This window comes from Pantoea vagans (assembly GCF_001506165.1).
Taxonomy (GTDB): Bacteria; Pseudomonadota; Gammaproteobacteria; order Enterobacterales; family Enterobacteriaceae; genus Pantoea; species Pantoea vagans_C.
Map to the genome: position 1 here is coordinate 2,314,927 of NZ_CP011427.1, position 20,661 is coordinate 2,335,587.

At 50.1% G+C, this 20,661-nt stretch carries 22 protein-coding genes; 16 read left to right on the top strand and 6 right to left on the bottom strand.

The annotated features are described in order from the left end of the window. The first annotated feature begins 8 nt into the window (after positions 1-8). Entirely contained in the window at positions 9-803 is a 795-nt protein-coding gene (locus LK04_RS10760; protein ID WP_039333432.1) for an alpha/beta fold hydrolase, read from the top strand. Between the two features lie 51 nt (positions 804-854). Here the strand turns inward: LK04_RS10760 and LK04_RS10765 are convergent, their stop codons facing one another. Together LK04_RS10765 and LK04_RS10770 are read right to left on the bottom strand one after the other, a co-directional pair. Further along, on the bottom strand, positions 855-1,571 hold the full coding sequence (locus LK04_RS10765) for an SDR family oxidoreductase (protein ID WP_197063345.1): 717 nt from the start codon (positions 1,569-1,571) through the stop codon (positions 855-857). Positions 1,572-1,593: 22 nt separating this feature from the next. Continuing rightward, the gene (locus LK04_RS10770; RefSeq protein WP_039333435.1) at positions 1,594-2,226 is read right to left on the bottom strand and encodes a glutathione S-transferase family protein; all 633 of its coding nucleotides are present in this window, start codon (positions 2,224-2,226) and stop codon (positions 1,594-1,596) included. Between the two features lie 122 nt (positions 2,227-2,348). On the opposite strand from LK04_RS10770, the gene LK04_RS10775 reads away from it, so the two are divergent. From LK04_RS10775 to LK04_RS10815, 9 genes are all read left to right on the top strand, one after another. After that, entirely contained in the window at positions 2,349-3,230 is an 882-nt protein-coding gene (locus LK04_RS10775; protein ID WP_039333437.1) for a LysR family transcriptional regulator, read from the top strand. A gap of 124 nt (positions 3,231-3,354) precedes the next feature. Then, the gene (locus tag LK04_RS10780) at positions 3,355-4,122 is read left to right on the top strand and encodes an enoyl-CoA hydratase/isomerase family protein (protein ID WP_039333439.1); all 768 of its coding nucleotides are present in this window, start codon (positions 3,355-3,357) and stop codon (positions 4,120-4,122) included. A 125-nt stretch (positions 4,123-4,247) separates the two neighbouring features. After that, complete coding sequence (locus LK04_RS10785; RefSeq protein WP_233797852.1) at positions 4,248-5,324, top strand: alkene reductase; 1,077 nt, start codon at positions 4,248-4,250, stop codon at positions 5,322-5,324. Between the two features lie 343 nt (positions 5,325-5,667). Beyond that, positions 5,668-6,750, top strand: coding sequence for a mechanosensitive ion channel family protein (locus tag LK04_RS10790; RefSeq protein WP_039333443.1), 1,083 nt, complete (start codon positions 5,668-5,670; stop codon positions 6,748-6,750). Positions 6,751-7,067: 317 nt separating this feature from the next. Further along, the gene (locus tag LK04_RS20770) at positions 7,068-7,655 is read left to right on the top strand and encodes a hypothetical protein (protein WP_199766492.1); all 588 of its coding nucleotides are present in this window, start codon (positions 7,068-7,070) and stop codon (positions 7,653-7,655) included. 205 nt (positions 7,656-7,860) lie between these two features. Beyond that, positions 7,861-8,133 (top strand): YrhB domain-containing protein, encoded by a 273-nt coding sequence (locus tag LK04_RS10800; RefSeq protein WP_039334844.1) that lies wholly within the window; start codon positions 7,861-7,863, stop codon positions 8,131-8,133. A 129-nt stretch (positions 8,134-8,262) separates the two neighbouring features. Next, positions 8,263-8,631, top strand: a complete 369-nt coding sequence (locus tag LK04_RS10805) for a DUF4440 domain-containing protein (protein WP_039334842.1) — start codon at positions 8,263-8,265, stop codon at positions 8,629-8,631. 31 nt (positions 8,632-8,662) lie between these two features. Next, entirely contained in the window at positions 8,663-9,166 is a 504-nt protein-coding gene (locus LK04_RS10810) for a GrpB family protein (protein WP_039334829.1), read from the top strand. A gap of 681 nt (positions 9,167-9,847) precedes the next feature. Then, positions 9,848-10,624, top strand: coding sequence for a hypothetical protein (locus LK04_RS10815; RefSeq protein ID WP_127645010.1), 777 nt, complete (start codon positions 9,848-9,850; stop codon positions 10,622-10,624). Between the two features lie 244 nt (positions 10,625-10,868). Here LK04_RS10815 and LK04_RS10820 read toward each other — a convergent pair whose 3' ends face one another. Further along, complete coding sequence (locus tag LK04_RS10820) at positions 10,869-11,198, bottom strand: contact-dependent growth inhibition system immunity protein (protein WP_039334823.1); 330 nt, start codon at positions 11,196-11,198, stop codon at positions 10,869-10,871. Position 11,199: 1 nt separating this feature from the next. After that, a complete protein-coding gene (locus tag LK04_RS10825; RefSeq protein WP_039334820.1) occupies positions 11,200-12,033 on the bottom strand; it encodes an RNase A-like domain-containing protein in 834 nt (277 codons plus the stop codon). 612 nt (positions 12,034-12,645) lie between these two features. On the opposite strand from LK04_RS10825, the gene LK04_RS10830 reads away from it, so the two are divergent. Together LK04_RS10830 and LK04_RS10835 are read left to right on the top strand one after the other, a co-directional pair. After that, the gene (locus LK04_RS10830) at positions 12,646-13,038 is read left to right on the top strand and encodes a VOC family protein (protein WP_039334818.1); all 393 of its coding nucleotides are present in this window, start codon (positions 12,646-12,648) and stop codon (positions 13,036-13,038) included. A gap of 255 nt (positions 13,039-13,293) precedes the next feature. After that, positions 13,294-14,232, top strand: a complete 939-nt coding sequence (locus LK04_RS10835) for an arginase family protein (protein WP_231568889.1) — start codon at positions 13,294-13,296, stop codon at positions 14,230-14,232. Positions 14,233-14,260: 28 nt separating this feature from the next. Here the strand turns inward: LK04_RS10835 and LK04_RS10840 are convergent, their stop codons facing one another. Both LK04_RS10840 and LK04_RS10845 read right to left on the bottom strand, forming a co-directional pair. Beyond that, a complete protein-coding gene (locus LK04_RS10840; protein WP_039334813.1) occupies positions 14,261-15,514 on the bottom strand; it encodes an enolase C-terminal domain-like protein in 1,254 nt (417 codons plus the stop codon). Positions 15,515-15,589: 75 nt separating this feature from the next. Beyond that, positions 15,590-16,291: a FadR/GntR family transcriptional regulator gene (locus tag LK04_RS10845; protein WP_039334811.1), complete on the bottom strand. Its 702-nt coding sequence runs from the start codon at positions 16,289-16,291 to the stop codon at positions 15,590-15,592. Positions 16,292-16,574: 283 nt separating this feature from the next. Here LK04_RS10845 and LK04_RS10850 point away from each other — a divergent pair, with 283 nt between their 5' ends. From LK04_RS10850 to LK04_RS10865, 4 genes are all read left to right on the top strand, one after another. Continuing rightward, positions 16,575-17,342 (top strand): SDR family oxidoreductase, encoded by a 768-nt coding sequence (locus LK04_RS10850; protein WP_039334808.1) that lies wholly within the window; start codon positions 16,575-16,577, stop codon positions 17,340-17,342. Between the two features lie 89 nt (positions 17,343-17,431). After that, entirely contained in the window at positions 17,432-18,799 is a 1,368-nt protein-coding gene (locus tag LK04_RS10855; protein WP_039334805.1) for an MFS transporter, read from the top strand. A 3-nt stretch (positions 18,800-18,802) separates the two neighbouring features. Next, complete coding sequence (gene idnD, locus LK04_RS10860) at positions 18,803-19,843, top strand: L-idonate 5-dehydrogenase (protein ID WP_039334802.1); 1,041 nt, start codon at positions 18,803-18,805, stop codon at positions 19,841-19,843. Positions 19,844-20,036: 193 nt separating this feature from the next. Then, on the top strand, positions 20,037-20,306 hold the full coding sequence (locus tag LK04_RS10865) for a hypothetical protein (protein ID WP_039334799.1): 270 nt from the start codon (positions 20,037-20,039) through the stop codon (positions 20,304-20,306). The last annotated feature ends 355 nt before the right edge of the window (positions 20,307-20,661 follow it).

The window sequence follows — 20,661 nt, forward strand, 5'->3', positions numbered from 1 at the left end:
TATGAACGATGAAAATGGTAGTGAATGGGATTGGGATTAACGTGCAGCAGCAGGGCAGCGGTGAAATAGCGCTGGTGTTTCTCCATTATTATGGGGGCTCGTCCCGTACCTGGGAGAAAGTGATACATCAGTTACCCGATCGTTACCGCACCGTGGCTATCGACCACCGCGGCTGGGGCGAGTCTGACGCACCGTCCTCCGGATATCGGATTGCTGATCTTGCCCAGGATGCCGAAGGGGTTATTTCAGCACTTGAGCTAAAACGATACATATTGGTGGGTCATTCGATGGGAGGAAAAGTGGCCCAACTGATGGCGTCGCGTCGCCCTGCGGGTCTTGAGGGCCTGATGCTGGTCGCGCCTTCCCCACCTGCGCCAATGCGCCTGACCACCGAACAGCGTGAGACGTTAGCCAGCGCCTATTGCAGCCGCGAATCGGTCAGCTATGTGATCGATAATGTTCTGACTGTAGGCGCATTAAGTCCTGCACTGCGTGAGCAGGTTATTGAAGATAGCCTGAGCGCTTCCCCTGGGGCCAAAGAGGGTTGGCCAAACGTGGCGATCAGCGATGATATTCGCAAGGAAGTCGCTGCGATAACGGTTCCGGTGAAGGTCATTTCTGGGGAACTGGACCGCGTCGATCCTCCCTCGACATTGCAAAGCGATTTACTGCCGCACATTCCACATGCTGTTATGCAGATCATCCCCGGTGTTGGACATCTCCTGCCTTTAGAGGCCCCAGAAAAGGTGGCGAGTCAGTTGTTAGACTTTATTGCTGCTATTTATGGCGACCAAAAGTGCTGAAGTGACCAGCGGGGGAACGCTTTATCCCCTATTCCCCCGCATTTTATCTTTTCAGAAAATAAGATTGCCTATCGATGCGCCGCCATCAACATACAATGTTTGCCCGGTCATGAAGGCGGCATCTTCAGACAACAGAAAAGCAATGGTCGCGGCAATCTCATCCGGTTTGCCAAACCGATTCATTGGCACGCTCTTCAGATAACGCGCTTCACCTGAACTTCCCGGCGGATTATTAGCACGGAATAACTCCGTTTCTGTCGGCCCGGGCGCAACCGCATTAACGGTAATCCCTGTCTGTGCGAGTTCCAGCGCCCAGTTACGGGTGAAGCTTAGTAGAGCCGATTTAGCGGCTGCATAAGCGGTTCGCTCAACACTGCCGAGCACTGTAAGGCTGGAAATATTGATGATGCGTCCCCAGCCCCGCTCTCTCATACCGGCGAGAATGGCCTGCGTTCCCTGGATTGCCGGGTAAAGATTCACTCGCATCACATCCTCGAAAGCGGCTAAATCAACCTCGCCTAACCGCTGCGGTTTAACCAATCCCACATTGTTCACGATGCCATCAAAGGTGAAACGCTGACTGAGCTGGTCAAACATCTTCTGCGTTTTATTTGTGTCTGCCAGGTCTGCGCTGATCAAGGTACCCGGAAAATCATCGCGGATTGCTCGGGCAATGCCCACCACCTGGTGGCCCGCGTTCGCGAGGCGATGCGCCAACGCCAGGCCAATGCCTTTACTGGCACCCGTAATTAAAAACGTTCTCTTCATCATGTCCTCCGATTAACAGTACTTACTGTGGAGCAAGCGCGTTAACGCGTTCGATAGCGCGCTGAACCGCAGGCCGGGCCGCCATCTCATCAAACCATCGAGCCACATTAGGGGCATGCTCAAAGCTTACCCCGGCAAATTCACGACGCCACAACCAACCAAAGTGCGCAATATCCGCAATGGTCATCTCTTCTCCCGCCACAAAATGATGATCAGCCAGCACCTTATCCAGCACGTTCAGAGTACGAGCCGCTTCGGTGGTAAAGCGCTGGATCGCCAGCGGCTGCGGTTCGGATGCCTGACGCTGAAAGAAACCAGACTGACCAAAGGCTGGCCCCAACCCTGAAGCATGGAAAAACAGTTGTTCGAATACGCGCGCCCTTGCCTCACCAGAAGTCGGCAACAGCTTGCCAGTTTTCTCGGCAAGATAAACCAGAATGGCCGCTGATTCCGTCAGAATGAAAGGTTCAGATGCAGCCTCGCTATCAACCAATACCGGGACTTTTCCGTTAGGGTTCAACGCAATAAATTCGGCTGACTTCTGTTCGCCTTTGCGCACATTCACCGCATGCAAAACATAATCAACACCGAGTTCTTCCAGTGCGACAGGCACTTTAATGCTGTTGGGCGTGGCAAATGCATAGACATCAATCATGGTGAATCCCTTATCAAGATTTTGCCGGGCCAGCCCCGACAACGTGATCCGGATATTGGCTGGCGCCCATTGGGAATGGTAGATATGCTGCTGGGATAACATCTATTCTTTTGAGGAATGATATGGATCGCTTTCAGGCCATGGCCACCTATATCCGGGTGGTGGATACCGGCTCCTTCTCTGCAGCGGCCAGACAACTTAATGTCGGCCAGCCAGCGGTATCTAAAATCGTTGCTCAGCTGGAGTCGCGCTTACAAACCCGTTTACTGACCCGATCGACCCATGGTCTGACCCCCACCGAAGCCGGACAACGCTATTACGAACGCGCCCTTACCGCCCTTCAGGAAGCCGACGAAGCTGAACTGGCCGCCAGAGGAGCCGGAAAAGGGTTATCCGGTAAATTACGGCTTTCCGCCGCCACAACCTTTGCCAGGCTGCATATCATCCCTCAACTCCCTCGGTTTCTTGAGGAGCATCCGGAGCTGGAGGTGGATGTCATTCTTGATGATCGGGTGATTGATCTGATTGCCGAAGGTATCGATGTGTCACTGCGCATGGGAAATTTACCTGACTCCGGTGTAGTGGCACGCAAGTTGGCTACGGGGCCGCGGTCGGTGATGGCGACACCGCAATACCTCGCGATAAAAGGGAAACCGAAAAAACCGGCTGATTTAGTCGAACATGAGGCGGTGCTGTATAACCCGCAGCCCAGCGTCTGGTCATTCACCTGTCAGGATGCGGTGGTCTCTACGGCGTTGCGAGGGCGCATTCGGGTAAGCGCCGCAGAAGGACAACGCGCTGCCGTCCTCAGCCATATGGGATTATGTATTGCTTCCGACTGGATGTTTGCGGATGAGTTAAAAAACGGGACGGTGCAGAAAGTCCTGACGTCATGGCAACTGCCTGCCATCGATCTGTGGGCCGTGTTTCCTCATGGCCGGCTGGCGAGTGCTAAAGCACGGCAGTTCGCTGGCTTTGTCGAAAACGTCATGGCGGAGCAGTGAAAACACCCCATTCCTTAACGGAATAGGTGTTATCTAATTTCGCGGCGATCCCATTCTTAATGGAATGGAATATTGTTGTTTCACGGCCAGCCACTCCGGACTGGTAACAACAAGGATCGCCACCATGTCAACGTTCGAAACTTATCGTCATAGCTTCCCTAACGCTCACCTGACCCGCAAACCGAACGGTGTGCTGGAAGTCAAATTCCATACCGCCGGTGAGAAACTGGTGTTTGATGGCCACACCCATGAACAGTTCGTGGCCCTATTCCATGCGATTGGCGAAGATCGTGAAAACCGCGCAGTGATCCTAACCGGCTCAGGCGATGCCTTTATGGACGCCATCAGCCCGGAAGGCTTCGATTTCTTCAGCCCATTAGGCTTCGACAAAATTCTGCGCGAAGGCAGAAAAGTGCTGAGCAATATTCTGGATATCGAAGTCCCAATGATCACCGCGTTGAACGGCCCGGTTCTGCTGCACAGCGAATATGCTCTGTTGACCGATATCATTCTCGCCACGCCAGAAACGGTTTTCCAGGACAAGCCGCATTTCGAATTCGGCATTGTGCCCGGTGATGGTGTGCACATCTTGTGGCCAGAGGTAATCGGATCGATTCGCGGTCGCTACTTCCTGCTCACCCGGCAGGAACTGGATGCTCAGACGGCGAAAGACTGGGGTGTCGTCAACGAAATCGTTCCAGCCGATAGACTGCTGAGTCGTGCCCATGAAATTGCCGACGGCATTGCTGCACTGCCACCATTGACCTCTCGCTATACCCGCATCGCGCTGACTCAACGCCTGAAACGTCTGTTAGACGAAGGGATTGGCTACGGCCTGGCACTGGAAGGCATTAGCGCTGCTCAGGTTGCTCACTCCATGAACACGCAGTGATCCCCTCTTAGATTGCTAAAAATTGATGCCGCCAGGGACTCCTGCGCGGCCACCAGGAGAAGCGAATGCAAACGTTAATGTCACCGGTTACAGCAGGAAAATTAGAGTTAGCTCATCGCGTCGTCATGGCGCCCACTACACGCATGAGAACCGAACAAGGCGGCGTGCCTGGCGAATTGATGATTGAGTATTATCGTCAGCGGGCGAGCCAGGGCGGCCTGCTTATCGCGGAAGCCACAGCGGTTTCGCCTTTCGCCAATGCGTATCAGGATGCCCCCGGCATCTTTACCGACGCGCAACAGGCAGGCTGGCAGCGTGTAGTGGACGCCGTGCACGCTCGCGGCAGCAAAATCATCCTTCAGCTCTGGCACCCCGGCCGCCAGTCACTGCCTGAACTGTCATCTGGACGCCAACCTGTTGCCCCTTCGGCACTCATTGCCAGAGAGACGTATGGCGTTGTCAAAAACGCGCAAGGTGCCTATGAGGGTAAGCTGTTCCCTACTCCACGCGCTTTGGATGTCAGTGAGATTGAGGGGCTGATGGCGGAGTTACGCCAGGCAGCCTTACGCGCAAAATCGGCGGGTTTTGATGGTGTCGAACTGCATGCTGCCAATGGATATTTACCCGAGCAGTTTCTGCTGGATGGCAGTAATACACGCACCGATAACTATGGCGGCTCCCTGGCAAACCGGGCGCGCTTCTTGCTGGAGTCGGTTGAAGCGCTGACGGAGATTTGGGGCACAGGACGCGTGGCGGTGCGTATTTCGCCCAGCGGAATTTATGGCGATATGCATGACAGCGATCCCGGCGCAACATTCCGTTATCTCGCAGAACAGCTCAACCCATTTGATCTGGCTTATCTGCATATTATTGAACCGCGCATCGTGGGGCCGGAAGATCGGGAGGCTGGCTATTATAACGAGCCGGTTGCCAGCCATGATTTGCGCGCATTTTATCAGGGGACCATTATCGCAGCGGGCGGGTTCAAGCCAGGTGATGCAGAAAACATGCTGCAAAATGGCGATGCCGATTTAATTGCCTTTGGTCGCCTGTTTACATCGAATCCTGATTTGCCGCATCGCATTCGTCATGGCTACCCTTTAACGGCTTATCAGCGGGAGCATTTCTTTGGAGGCGATGATAAAGGATACAGTGATTACCCTGCGTATACGCCATTAACGATGAACGAACCGACAATTTAATAACGCTTCCGCGTAACGAAGCCGCTGCGCACAATATCCTTCAGGCACATTGGCCTGCTGCACCTGGCAGGCCATTTTGACGTGTTCTGATGTCAGTAAAAGTTAGCGTAAAGTCGAATGCCCTACTCACAAATTTTATTTACTCTATATATATCAGGGCATTAAATATTAAAATCACTCACCCAGCAGATTATTTACGCATGAATCAAACCAATAAGCCCAATCTTTCATAAACTAATAGATGTGAATCCCGTCATTCACAGATAAACGAGAAAACATCGATGACTGATTTTTGGGACTTATCTGACAACTTTAGGTTGTGAGATTAATATAAGGGGAAATAATGCCGTTGATATTTGATGAGTTATCTGGCGCGCCATCGTGGGTGCCTGCTGTATTGCTTGTCACCCTCTCATTAGCAGTGGGTTTCCTGGCCCGATTCTTACTCCTCCGATTCATCCGCTACTGGCAGAGTCGTGATCGAAAGCTCTTCAAATCACTTGAAAAGCACCTGCGTGGCTCCCTGTTTTTATTCATCCCTTTACTGTTGATCAATGTTGGGGTGAATTACGTTAATGTCCGACCGGACTCGCTCTCCTTTATTACCACCACGCTGAATATTTTTACTATATTGTCATTGTGTTCGATTTTAATTCGCCTGACCAATGTCGCACAGGATATGTTGTTTATTCGCTATGATATCAACCTGTCAAATAATCTTCGCGCCCGTAAAATTCGCACGCAAATCATCTATGTCAAAAAGGTCGCGATTGTCATACTGGTCTCATTCTGTCTCACTCTGATTCTACTCAGCTTCCCTGGAGTGCGAAAATTCGGCACCACTATCCTTGCCGGTGCGGGCGTGGCGGGCATCATCATCGGCTTTGCCTTGCAGAAGTCGCTGGTCAATCTGTTTGCAGGCATACAAATTGCCTTTACGCAGCCGATTAAAATTGATGATGCGGTGGTGGTGGAAAATGAGTGGGGCTGGATTGAGGAGATAAACCTGACTTATGTGGTGGTACGTATTTGGGATTTGCGACGTCTGGTGCTGCCCATTACCTACTTTACCGAAAACGCCTTCCAAAACTGGACGCGTAATAACGCACAGATATTAGGCTCGGTGTTTCTTTACCTGGATTACTCCATGCCACTGGAGCCACTGCGAAAGCATTTTGAAAAAGTCCTCAGTGAAACCAAGCTGTGGGATCAACAGACCCAGGTACTGCAGGTGACCGATACGACGGATAAAACCATGACTATCCGCTTATTGATGACCGCGCAAAACTCCCCTACGGCCTGGGATTTACGCTGCTACGTGCGCGAGAAGATGATTGAGTTTGTGCAGCAAAATTATCCGCAGAGCCTACCGCGTTTGAGAGCGACACTGACGGAGCCGGGGATGGAGAGTTCGGTGGAGCAGTAGTTGATTGTGATGAACGCCATGCTGGTTCAGCTGATAAGGCGGCCGTAGCCGCCACCACAATCGGTGTGGCGGCTATAATGTGATCTACATCTCATTATTTCCAGAGGGTAGACATGGGAAATCTGTCACGTAGGCACTTCTTGCGTTGGGTCTCAGCCTGTTCAATCGCTGCGCCCGCTATCTTTGAGCACTTCTCGGCAACGGCAGCGACCACATCGAATATCCAGCTACTTCATCTGGAGCGCAATGGTTGGGTGCCTAATAATCCAAAGCTTCCCGTCATTCTTTACCATCACGCGTTAATGCCCAGCTCTGATATGACTGATTCCACCGAAACGCAGTTTGAGAAGAACAACTGGCCGCCACAGTGGGTGGCGAGCATCTTTAACTACCACCACTATCACAGCACCGCACATGAGGTGCTCGGGTGTGTCAGCGGAACCGCGAAAGTGATGCTGGGTGGGCCGGGGGGAGAAATAGTGACCCTGAACGCAGGAGATGTGGCACTGCTGCCCACCGGCACAGGTCACTGCAACCAAGGAAGCAGCGATGATTTCCAGGTGGTCGGCGCTTACCCGCCCGGCCAGCAATGGGATATCTGCCGCGAAGCGCCAACGGCATCAATGATACAGCGGATGCGCCACCTTCCCTTTCCTGAGAGCGATCCGGTGCAGGGCAAGAATGGTGCACTTACGCAGAAGTGGATGAGTGAATTTGTGGATTGCTTGAGGATTGGGCTGAAGGAGGTGGTAAAGCTGCCTAAATGTGAAATGAGTAATTCTGAAGGCCTGTGTCATGAAAGGGCAATGTCAGGAATGCCCGCGGATTGCCGTGGCAATGTCTGCTGTGTGCCCAGGCTGTGTGAAAACTGTTTTGGTCGCTTAATCTGCGTAAAACAGGGTTGAAAATAGCGATCATACGTAAAATTCGGCTCAACTAACCTGTCGATTAATTCCAGATTTTGCGTAGATGCGCGCACTTAAGTTTTAGGTCACAGTTTTCACACAGCCTGTGCCAGAAGCGGAAGTTGCTTGCATCGTGCTATGTTAGTTTGTCTGGAGCTGATCAAATCAGCTAGTTCATATGACGCTTTCGTTTGAGAATGGAATAATGATTACTTATCAAAATGCGACAGACAAGGCTCTGGATTACCTTAATGGCTTTGACACTCCAGTCGTCATTACACTTCATGGTCGATTCTCAGAAGGCTGGTTCTATTGTTATCAATCGAAAGAGTATCTGGAAACGGGTGATTTTTCTGCTCAGTTGGCGGGAAATGCACCGTTCATAATTGATAAAGATAATGGAGAAATTCACTCTCTTGGAACTGCTTATCCATTAGATAAATACTTGCTGGATTACGAACAACAAAAAAACGAATAACGTCCGTTCATCGCTCATAGCTGCCCCTGCATAACGTCTTGATGGGTAGCTCCGTGCCAGAAGCGGAGTAGCGCATGAACTGTTATGGTAAATTTGGACGTCCGGCTTAATCACTTGAGGATAAGCAGAATGCTTCTGGAGAAGCTCAGATTGCTTGAGTGCAGCCTTCACGGCGACAGGCGCAATGATCGGGAGTGGCTGGAACTGATTCTTCATCCGGAATTCCGTGAAATCACCCGGTCAGGTGTGACAGTCGACCGGTCAGAGACCATTGCGTCGCTGCTAAGTGAGAAGGCTGCACCGTATATTCTCAGCAGCGATTTCCGTCTTACGGAGATGGGCTGCGGTTACGCTCTGCTTCACTATCGGACATTTTATGCTGATGGCAGCCATCATGCATTACGTTCCTCTTGCTGGATTTGTTCGGATGAGGGCCAGTGGACTCTGTTTTTTCACCAGGGGACGCCGGCTGCAGGCAATGCCGGGGTCCAGGGTTGAGTTGCACACTTAGGACAGAGAGAATGTGTTTATGCGGAAGATTATTGTTGTGCCATACGATGATAGATGGCCTGAGATGTTTAAAGCTGAAAGTTTACTGATAAAAACATTGCTCGGTGGAATGGCTAAAGATGTCCATCATATTGGAAGCACGTCAGTTCGTGGTCTCTCAGCAAAGCCCATAATTGATATGCTACTTGAAGTTTCCGACATCAATGCATTGGATAAGTACCATTCAGCAATGGCCCACGCCGGGTATGTTGCTCGCGGTGAGAACGGGATTGCGGGGCGCAGATATTTCATTAAAGGTGGTGATCAGCGTAGTCATCAAGTCCATGCGTTTGAAGTCGGAGATATGCAGATATTGAGACATCTTGCTTTCCGTGATTATCTTCGAAGAAACAAAGACATTGCAGAAGAGTATGCTGAGATAAAACACGCAGCTGCATTACTCAGCAGGAACGATGCTCATCGCTATAGCGCCCTCAAAGCGAAATTTATAGAGCGTCATCAACAACTAGCGCTAGTTGTCTGAGAACGATTGAGATTGAGTTCGTTGCCGGGAGGGTATGTTCAATAATGATGAATTCACTAAGTAGTCATCAGTCAACGTCTGCTGTTCGCTCAGGCTGTGTGAAAACCCTGACCTAAAACTGAAGTGCGCGCATCTACGCAAAATCTGGGAATACTCGACTGAGTATCTGAGAAAATTCTATCCAAGAGCGCTGTTTTCATACTTCTTTTTGGCAATTTTAGCGACCAAAACAGTTTTCACACAGCCTGCGCTCATAGCGGACATTGGTCTGCATCTTGAATACTGCCCAGCGTAATCGATGAATCTCGAGGTCTTTGTTTTTTAAGTGTTCGCCATCAGACCATAGCTGCAGACCCGAAACACATCTCGTGCGGTTCGTATCAGCTTGCCGGTATGGCCGGTTAGAGCAGTCGGGCTGACGACCCGACGTGACGGGAAGCTGGAGGGGGCATGAAAGAGTGCATATTAAAGGCTTCAAGGTGATTCTCTGGCCGTTATCCCATAAGCCAATCTGTCTTTATAAGCGGTAAACTTTTCGCTAGAGAATGGGCGTCAAAACAGAGAGTGCTAGTTTTTCTTAACGCTGACGCAGTTGTATTGGTTTCAATAACCTTCCATTTATGGAGAAAAATCGCTATAAAGTTTGACAGTTCTATTTTTATGCAACATAGGGATATGCTGATGATTGATCAAATGCTTTCATTGATTAAAATCCGACAAGAATTACCCGATGCTATAGGCTATGCCTTAACTGAGGAGAATCACATTTTCTCGCTCCCAGATGAGATAACTGACTCTTGCGACAAAGAGTTGAAAGAGAAACTTAGCCACTTATCCTGTGTCTATTTGCGCATTGATAATTTTACCAATGAAGTTCAGAAGTTTATCCGCGTGTTACTGGCTGGAAGCAGTGAATTCACACCCCGTATATTATTTCGTCGCCGTAGCAACAGAGCCACTCATGAGATTCTTTCAGAAGAAAATGAAATTATAATACATGAGATTCCTCCAAACGATTCCATTTATATTATATTTTACAACCCTGACAATAAATTCAGTATTGAGCAGATTTTGGTAAGTGACAAATCGATCACACCAATGATGCAAAAGCTAGCTGCAGCTAAGCGAGACCCTGAAATTGCCAGGCTTAAATTCCTGGCTGTATTTCTTATTATAATTGCTATATTAGTTTCAATAGGAAGCATTCCTATGATTGGCTATGCATTATGGAATCGCCATGAGACAGATCAAATCATGAAGGATGCATTCTCTGGCATTCCATTGTGTCAGAGCGAGATTTTTAACAATTCCGCTGAAAAAGAGAAAGAGCTTGAGCGTCGATTCAAGCAACTAGGTTCAGCCAGTTCAACGACCCTCTTAATGAATCACGTCTCTTCGCTTGATGAGCTCAAATTAAAAGACAATGTTATTCTTTGTGTACCCGTCAAAGGTTCTTGAACTCTTAGATTACTGACATAAAGCTATCAACACTTATTTTGTCAAAATGCCTACCGCATTAAACTGCCCAGTTCACTAGAAACAGGACGACGTGAGTGGAAGAATGAGCAGCTCACCATGTATTAACACGATGGAGCATTGTCACATTGACATGCTCCCGGTTAATTGACACAAAGCGCTGTTAGAAATGTCCGCAGATCGCTCATAGCTGCCCCCCGCACTCAAGCGTACAGCTTTCAGTGGATTATGATTGGTCCTGATTATCCTCATACTCTTTGATTGCATCGTTAACCATTCTGAGAACCAAATGAAGAAAGTCTTCTGCGGTCGTACCCCACAGTTCCGGAGCAAATTCATCTCGGAAGTAATGGTTAAACAATGCTCCAGGGGCATCACTTTTGCTAAGAAAGAGTTCTATATCGGCCACAAGTCCATACCAGCTTGCCCGGTGCTCTTGTTCTAGAAAAATTCGTATTTTCGGCTCAACTTGAACCGTATCATCAATCAGGTCGTAGTCCTGACCGAAATATATTGTAATGAAACAGCTTAACTCGTTGAAATCGGAACGGTGCATATCAGGCCTTTGGAAAAGCGGTGAGTACGAAATAGGGTTTACCGTGCCAGTTCTGAAAACGCAGTACCAGCCGAACGCGATAGCAACGGATGACCTCAGATGAGCCCCTGCGAACCATTATCCCGGTTTGCCCGGCAAAAACGCTTTCCAGCTCCATTTTAGCGTTCATGCCTGCCGGGAGATGCTTCACCCACATTTCAATTTGGTTCTTATTATCTCTGATGACGCGGCTTATTATCTGCTCAGCTTCGCGCTGGGTACGAAAGCTACTTGTCGCAGATAATGCAGGACGCCTTTCCAGCCGTGCAATAAGCTCCTCAGCAGATTTTCCAATATGGCGTTCGAGTGTATGACCGCCGGTTGCCCCAGAAGAAAGAGCTTCATGCGCGGCCAGGCTGATACTTCCGGAGCGGATTGACACGATGCGCACGGCCCCCACAGCTAATGCAAAGCCGAGGGGAAGCGTTAGGTCAACTGTTGTACCGACTTTCATTGCGGTTTTGGTGTCAGCGCCAAGTTCCTCTGCAAGCTCGACGGTGGAATTATAGGTGTCCGTCGTTATCTTGCGCCCCGTCCAGACCTGTCTGATTGAAGCCTGTATGGTATCCAGACTGTGCGTACCGACGAAAATGCATCCAGCTTTGGAGAGCATTGTGGGTTCAGGCACTACACACATTGCACCGGCACCGAACATTTCAACAACGCCACCAGCAAGATTCAGGCCGCCGTATATTCGATTACTCAGGGTTTCCCCTTCACTAACAGTTCTGTCTGAGAGAACCGCAGCCATCTGCACCGGCGATAGCGCAACTCTCAATCCGTTGTCGTCATCCATAAAACCTATCTTCTAAATTGACTCAGATCTGGCAGTTCTTATGCCAGGGTGTTTTTTTACACTTACATACTAGCCCGAAGGATATCAATAAGAATGAGGGGATAAGTTTTACTGAACTTGAATTAAGTGCGCGCATCAGCTTTAGTTTTCCTTCACGCAGCTTCAGATACACAGAACTAAATCATTTGGTTCAGTCGGCTGTATTAAGTTCTCTACTCATGCACCGACATGTCATCACTCTCAGCCGACTTTTTACCGTGCCAGGATGTCTTATAAGAGTGATGCGGAGTGACGAATCACATATTACTTAACACGTGATGGATATATTCCTCAAATGCCGCATCGGCGAAAAAATATCTGTTGTGACCGCCCTTTTTTCTATACGTGCATAGCCATGCAGTAGGTCCAAAATTAGCATGGCAGAGATTTTCGCGTTCGGGCAAGGAAAGGGCTGCATTTAAGCCCGGAGGCCTCATAAACACGCTGGGGCCTCCGGGAAAGAGGACCGAAGCAGTCTTATGTTAAATGACGTGCTGTTACGTGCTTGGGTGGGTTGCCTGTTAACAATAACTGAGGGAGTCTTTCCAGTTACACCTATACAGGAGCAACACTGTGAAAATAACGAAGATTGACCATGTACACGTGTATGTTGATGATATTGATCTGGCTGAGCGCTGGTACGAAGATGTTCTCGGTTTTACCCGCGATGACTCGTTGTACTTCTGGTTCGAGCAGGGAGGACCGCTGGTGGTCAGGAATCACGGCGCGTCGCTTTCGCTTTTTCTCAGAAAAAATCAGTCTCCCGGCCATACGATAGCTTTCGCTGTGGAAGCTGCGGCATTTGTCGATTTAGTCGCTACTCTCAATGCCAAAAATATCCCGTTTACCGCCTGCGATCACGATATATCCATGTCCCTGTACTTCAGCGATCTTAGCGATAACAAGATTGAACTGACCAGCTACGACTACTCTCAGGCAAAAAGGGTTCTGAAGAGTATGGTATAACCTTTGCCCTAGGCTGCAATCTGATCGTAACAGAACCCTTGTGTTAAATTTGAGCGCACAGCCCACGTCACAAAGAGAGAAATAAAAATCATGACCGAGACGATGCGAATCACAACGATAAGTGAAGCAGACCATCTCCCTGCCCTATCCAAAATCACTTTCGCAATAAGCCCAGACTATAATCCAGTAACCGCAACACCGACTCAATGAATGATGCTCGTTAGTCCTCAGACACATTCAGCCAACAGTAGGATAATGATGCAAAAAATTATTCTTGTTCCATCTAATCTTGGGCTTAACCCGCTCTATGAAGGGCACATACCCGGAACGTATCGCGCTCCGTCAGTGTTGATGCAGCAGGGACTGGATAAATGCTTCTCAGCTTTCAAGATCGTGACGGTTCCCTGCCCTGAATACAGCCCGGAGAGTGAACCGGGCACTGACATTTTAAACGGTCATAAACTGAGGCAGCTTAATCTGCATCTGGCAGATGAAGTAGAAGCTGCCCTTCGCTGCAAATTAAAGCCTGTTTTAATTGGGGGCGACTGCGCAATACTGCCCGGTGCTTTGCTGGGTTGCAGACGTCAACTGGGTAACTTGGCACTTGTGCATATCGACGGTCACAGCGATTTTCGTCATCCAGGCAACTGGAAGCGTGAACCTGAAGATCGTCCCGGCGCGGCGGCCGGAATGGATCTCGCACTCGTCACTGGCCGTGGCGAGCCGTTACTCACAGAGTGGCCCGGTATTGATGGCCCTTTGATTGAGGATAAAGCCGTTATTCAACTGGGAGAGCGCGAATCACTGCTGGAAGATTATGAATGGCCTGACATCGCAGAGACTGAAATTTTACGCATCACTGTTTTTGACGCGCTGAAGTTGCAGGATAGCCAGCTCGTCCATTTGATAAATGAACGCCTCAATGATTTTCCTGCAATACCTTACTGGATCCATCTCGATTTGGATGTGCTGGACAGTGATGAAATGCCAGCGGTCGATTGTCCCGGTCAGCCTGGCTTATCTTCTCAACGCCTTGTCAAAGTCTGCCGAACACTGTTTAACCCTTCCCGCTGCTGCGGCATAACAGTGACCATCTATGATCCTGATATAGATGCAGACAGGAATATCGCTAAACGGGTAGTCGATATGATCAGAAGCATTACGCAAGAAAGTGCACATTGCCCGAATGGCTAATGCGCACCTGCCACGATTAATCCAACTATCAAGGCCGTGCTGCTGTGCCATCCGGTAAGCGTGCGTTAGTCCATTCGGGGATATCACCCTGCACCGGATATTTCGCGGCTTCTTTCAAATCAATATCCACGCCGAGTCCAGGACGATCGCTGAGATACGCATAGCCGCGATCAATTTCCGGACATCCAGGGAACACCTCCATCAATGCCTCATTAACAGGCGTATATTCCTGAATACCCAGATTAGTAATGCTGAGATCAATGTGCAGGTTAGCCGCCACACCAATCGGCGAAATATCGCCAGGCCCATGCCATGCTGTTCTGACGCCGTAAAGCTCGGCAAACGTGGCTAACTTTTTCGCCGGCGTGATGCCACCAATCGTGCTGACATGACAGCGAATATAATCAATCAAGTGATTCTGGATCAGTGGTTTCCACTCATTGATCTGGGTAAACAGTTCCCCCATCGCAATCGGCGTGCTGCTCTGCGCGCGCATTTTATCCAGCCAGTCGATATTCTCAGGTGCGACCGGATCTTCTAAGAATAAGAGCTGGTAAGGTTCCAGTGATTTAGCCATCTGAATCGCGGCGATCGGAGTGATGCGCTCATGGACATCATGGATAAACTCAACGCCAAACCCAATTTTATTACGCAGATGATCAAACAGACGAGGCACGGCACGCGCGTAAGCATCAGGATCGAAGTAAATACCCTGAGTCTGTGTGCGCGGCGACACCTTGGGCTGGATGTTGCGTGCTTTCGCCAACTTACCGGCGATCAAACGCAGATCGTCTGTGCCCGCCCCACCATACATCCCCACCTGACAACGCACGTACTGATACCCCTCTTCCATACGTGCACGAATGTTGTCTTCCACTTCCACTTCGTCAGCGCCATCGCAGTGACGATACAACGCCACGCCATCACGGCACTTGCCACCCAACAATTCATAAACCGGCAAACCGGCCACTTTGCCCTTCAAGTCCCATAACGCCATATCCACGCCTGAAAGCGCATTGTTCATCACCGGGCCGTTACGCCAGTAGCCACTGACCGCCGCAGATTGCCAGATATCCTCAATACGCGCGGGATCTTTGCCCAGCAAGAAGGGTTTCATATAGTTATCGATTGCAGCCGCCACCGCATGAATTCGTTGCGTAAAAGTGGCGCATCCCAAGCCGTATAAACCCGGTTCACTGGTTTCAATTTTGACCACGACCAGATCAATGCCGCCGGGTGCAGTCAGTATGGTGGTGACGTTGGTAATCTTAAGTTGACTCATGGTACTCCTCACTATCTTGTAAGATGTCCTACATGTGATGTGCTTTAAAAAGCCCTGACGGGCTTTTCATTAGAATCAGTTGTTACGCACATCCTCTATGGCATGCACGTTATGCGTCATGGCGCTGTTCAGCGTTTCGGTAGCGAGCGAAGCATCGCGATTTTTCAGCGCCATAAAGACTTTAATGTGCGCTTCTACGCTCTCTAATGTGATGCCCAACACGCGGTTGAGCTCTTCCAGGTAGTGAACGTAAATCCCTTTCAGCGACTCCATGACGTGAATAAAGATGGAGTTATGCGATGCCTTCACGATCGCCAGGTGAAAATCATAATCTGCCAGCGAATATTTTTTGTAGTCGTCCTTGTTCACCAGCATACGGTTGAGCGCTTTTTCCAGTTCCTTGATATCGTCATCCGTGGCGTTTTGCACCGCGAGCTCCATACAGCGAAACTCAACGGTTTGGCGAAAAACGCGCATGTGATCAAACTCTTCCTGCGAGAGATGCAGAATCGGTTGATTGTCGTTGAAGGCACCGTAGCGGGCCACATCGCGCGTAACATATGTCCCCTTACCGTGATGCGTCACCACCACACCCAGATCACGTAGCTTCTGCACTGCACTTCGTACGCTCACGCGGCTAACCTGAAAAGTGGCCGTTAACGTGGGCTCCGAAGGCAGTTTGCAGCCCGGCTCCCAGATGCCATCCTGAATGTTTTTCTTCATCTGCTCGTAGATCGCATCCACGATGTTATGTTTTTGCACGCTTTCCAGGGTCACAATATTCGCTCACTTGTCCTACATGTTTGGATTTGTATCGTTTATAGCAGATCACTACAAGAGAATTTTTGTTGAGGGAATATTTTTTCATACCGGAGATAATCTTATTTACCGATTAATAATCATAGTATTAGGTTAAAAATCGCAACCTATTCCTGTACCACAGCAAACCCATTTTTTGTGAAGCACACTGCATTTTGCTTTAAGGAGAATTGCTGGTTCCATCAACCTCAAGTACAACAATCAGCATTAACTTGTTAGTCATGTTACATGAGGATTAGATATGACCACTCTTTTCGACCTTAAAGGTAAGACCGCGCTGATTACCGGATCAACGCGTGGGCTGGGATTGGCTTACGCCTGCGGACTGGCTGAAGCCGGAGCCCATGTCATCCTGAATGGCACCAGCCAACAGCATATGGATGCCGCGCTGAGTGAGCTGCAGGCCAAAGGGTATAGCGCGCGCGGCTTTATCTTTAACGTCGCCGATGAAGACGAGATCGAGCAGGTGTTCAACCAACTCGATCAGGCCAATATTCATGTCGATATCGTGATCAACAATGCCGGTATCCAGTTCCGCCAGCCGATGCTCGAACTGGCGTTGAGCGACTGGCAACGCGTGCTGGATGTCAATCTGACCAGCGCCTTTCTGGTGGCACGGGCCGCGGCGAAACGCATGGTCGCACGTAACAGCGGCGGCAAAATCATCAATATCGGCTCGCTGACCAGCGAAGCCGCCCGCCCGACAGTTGCACCTTACACTGCAGCAAAAGGCGGCATTAAGTTACTCACCAAATCAATGGCTGCCGAGTGGGCTGTCCATAACATCCAGACTAACGGTATCGGCCCCGGCTACATCCTGACGGACATGAACGCCGCGTTGGTAGATAACGCTGAATTTAATCAGTGGGTGTGTAACAGCAACCCGTCAGGCCGCTGGGGCAAACCCGAAGAGCTGATCGGCACCGCCGTGTATTTGGCGTCATCCGCCTCCAATTACGTCAATGGCCAAATGATCTACGTGGACGGCGGCTGGCTCGCCACGCTGTAAGGCAAAAACTGAGCATCAAGACTCATCGCACCCTACCGACAAAAACCTAAGAGGTCAGAACCATGAATCAGACCGTTGCAGGATCATTTATGACCACCAAACCGACTCGAACGCGTTTCTCCGTGCTGACGATGTTGTTTATTGTCACTGCGATTAACTACATGGATCGTGCAAATCTGTCCGTTGCGGGATCGCATATACAGGGCGAATTCGCTCTGTCATCCACGCAGTTAGGCTTACTGTTTTCCATGTTCACCTGGTTTTACGCCATGAGCCAGATACCGGTGGGCTATTTGCTGGATCGGATTGGCTCGCGGTGGCTGTACGGCAGCGCCATTGTGCTATGGAGCGTCTTCACGCTGCTGATGGGCTTTGCGTCACACAACCTTTTTACCACTGCAAGCGCCTCTTTTATGATGTTGCTGGCGTGTCGTGCCTTGGTAGGTATGGCAGAAGCGCCCTCTTTCCCGTCTAATACCAAAATCATCGCCACCTGGTTCCCGGATCATGAGCGCGCACGTGCAACGGCAACCTACTCCAGTGCGCAATACATCGGTCTGGCGCTGCTCACTCCGGCGCTGTCGTTTGTCGTCAGCCAGTGGGGCTGGGAGATGTCCTTCTATATCTCCGGGGCGGTAGGGATTATCTTTGGCATCTACTGGCTGTTTGCCTATCGCGATCCGCAACACAGCACGGCGGTGAATAGCGCCGAACTCGATATCATCCGCAAAGGGGGCGGATATGGTTCCGCGTCACAAAGCACCCATAGCCGGGTGAACTGGCAGTCGGTGCGCTATATCCTGCGCCAGCGCACCACATGGGGCTTATTCATCGCCCAATTCGCCGCCTCCTCAACGCTCTACTTCTTCCTGACATGGTTCATCGTCTATCTGGAAAAAGGCTTACACCTGTCGATTGATAAGGCCGGTATCGGTGCGATGTTCCCTTATTTGATGGCGATGGCGGGGGTACTCTGTGGCGGTACCTTAAGTGACATGCTGCTCAAGCGCGGCAGTAGCCGCACCTTTGCGCGCAAGTTGCCGGTGATGGCCGGCATGCTGCTGACGTGCTCGATTGCCCTGGTCAACTTCTTCCAGGACCAGCCAGTGATCGCCATTGGCATCTTGTCTGTCGCCTTCTTCGCTAACGCCTTCTCGAACCTTGGCTGGGTGGTGTGCAGCGATGTTATTCCCCGCCACCTGATCGGCACGATCGGCGGCTTTCTGAATATTTTTGGCAATCTTTCCGGTATTGCCAGTCCCATCATCATTGGCGTGATCCTGCAACGCACCCAGAATTTCCAGTATGCGATGTGGTATATCGCCGCCGTTGCGCTGATGGGCTTCCTCGCCTACCTGTTCCTGGTCGGGAAAATCGAATTGATCACCCCACCTGGAGAAAAACAGCAAAACAACGAAGAGAACACCTTCAATACTCCATCCAATGCGCAGGGATAAGTCATGCAGCAAAAAACAGTCAAAGCGGTCATGGTCAAAGGGGCACACGATGTGTGCGTGGAAACACAAAGCATCAGTTGGGATGAAGATCAGGTTTTGGTGCGCGTCGAACGGGGCGGGATTTGCGGCTCGGACATCCACTACTTTCAGCATGGCAAAGCGGGAATGTCGGTGCTGAAATCCCCGATGGTGTTAGGGCATGAATTTGTCGGCGTAGTGGAGCAAGCACCTGCTGCAAGCCATCTTCGTGTCGGTCAACCTGTGGCCATCAATCCGTCTCAACCCTGTCAGCAGTGCGAGATTTGCCGCAGCGGCAGGCAAAACCTGTGCCGCGCAATGCGTTTTATGGGCAGCGCGCAGTTCTTCCCGCATGTGAACGGCGGATTTGCACAACATGTGGTGGTGAGCCCGCAGCAGTGCGTGCCTTATGCGGAACACGCTGAGGCTAAAATTATCGCATTTGCTGAACCGCTCGCCGTGTGCATTCACGCGTTGAAGCAAGCCGGTAACTTGGTAGGCAAACGCGTTTTGGTAACCGGTGCCGGGCCGATCGGCTGTTTGATCATCGCCTGCGCATTGGCTTCGGGCGCAACGGAAGTGATCGCCACCGATATCAGCGAGCGCTGTCGCGCGTTGGCCGTTGAAATGGGTGCCACCGCCGCATACGACCCACGGGATGAAACCGTTATCTCATCATGGACTGCCGATGGCGGACATTTTGATATCTGTTTCGAAGCTTCGGGTGCAGCGGTGGCCATCGCTTCAGTGGTGTCTTATACGCGTCCAGCGGGTATTATCGTCCAGTTGGGCATGGGTGCTGCGGAGGTCAATTATCCGGTTGGCCCCTTGCTGGTGAAAGAGATTCAACTGAGAGGGTCATTCCGCTTTATCGATGAGTTCACAACCGCAGTCAGATGGCTGGAATCCGGTAAAATTAATCCACTGCCGCTGCTCACCACCGAGTTCAACATAAATGACGCGGTTGCCGCACTGGAGTTAGCATCAAATAAAGAACTGGCAGCCAAAGTTCAGTTAGTGTTTTGAGGTTAATCGCAGCGCAAAGCGTACGATTTAATAATTCAAACATAAACGGTCTTCAAATCGAACTGATTCTACGTCTCGCTTATTTCCGATTCTGACTGGCATGGGTTGAATAACACCAATTTCAATGCGATATTCCTGATGCACATTACTTTATTCACACCGAACGCCGTTCATATTTGCTTAGGGAGTAATAATGTCAGCTGAGGATAGAATCAAGGAACTGGAAGCAACGGTTCAGTACCTGAAGATTGAAACAGAAGTGCTGCGCGAATTGATGATCAAACAGGTTGCGCTGAACAACATCACTTTTAAGGGTAAGTACGATGAAGTTCTGATTCAGATGGCCAGGGAATATGAAGCCCGTGGGCTGGAATCAGATCGCAATCGTGCCCTGCATGAAGCGATACGGCAGTATGTTCGTTATGACTCGCCATCAATAGATGGCAGTGAGCCGTCAGATTAGCACTTTGCCGCAGCAACAGAGCCGCCCATAAGCGGCTCTTCGCTTAACGCTTAGATGTTAGGCTTCTGCTCATCAGGCAGATCCTGACCATCATCGTCGTCATCTGGTAACGGCTCATCGTCACCCGGCAGCGGTATCACTTTATCTGGATCTGGACGCTCTGACATATTTACCTCCAGCTACCCGGAATGGGTAAGTTAAGCTTAGTCGCTGTAGTATTCGCGCGATTTAAATAAGGAAAAGTTGTGATTAAGGCGTCGAATAAATAATATCAAGACTTACACGCTTGGCTTATTAGTGAAAAATAACATAACGATGAAAGAAAATAACAAATCATTTTACCCGCAATAAAAAT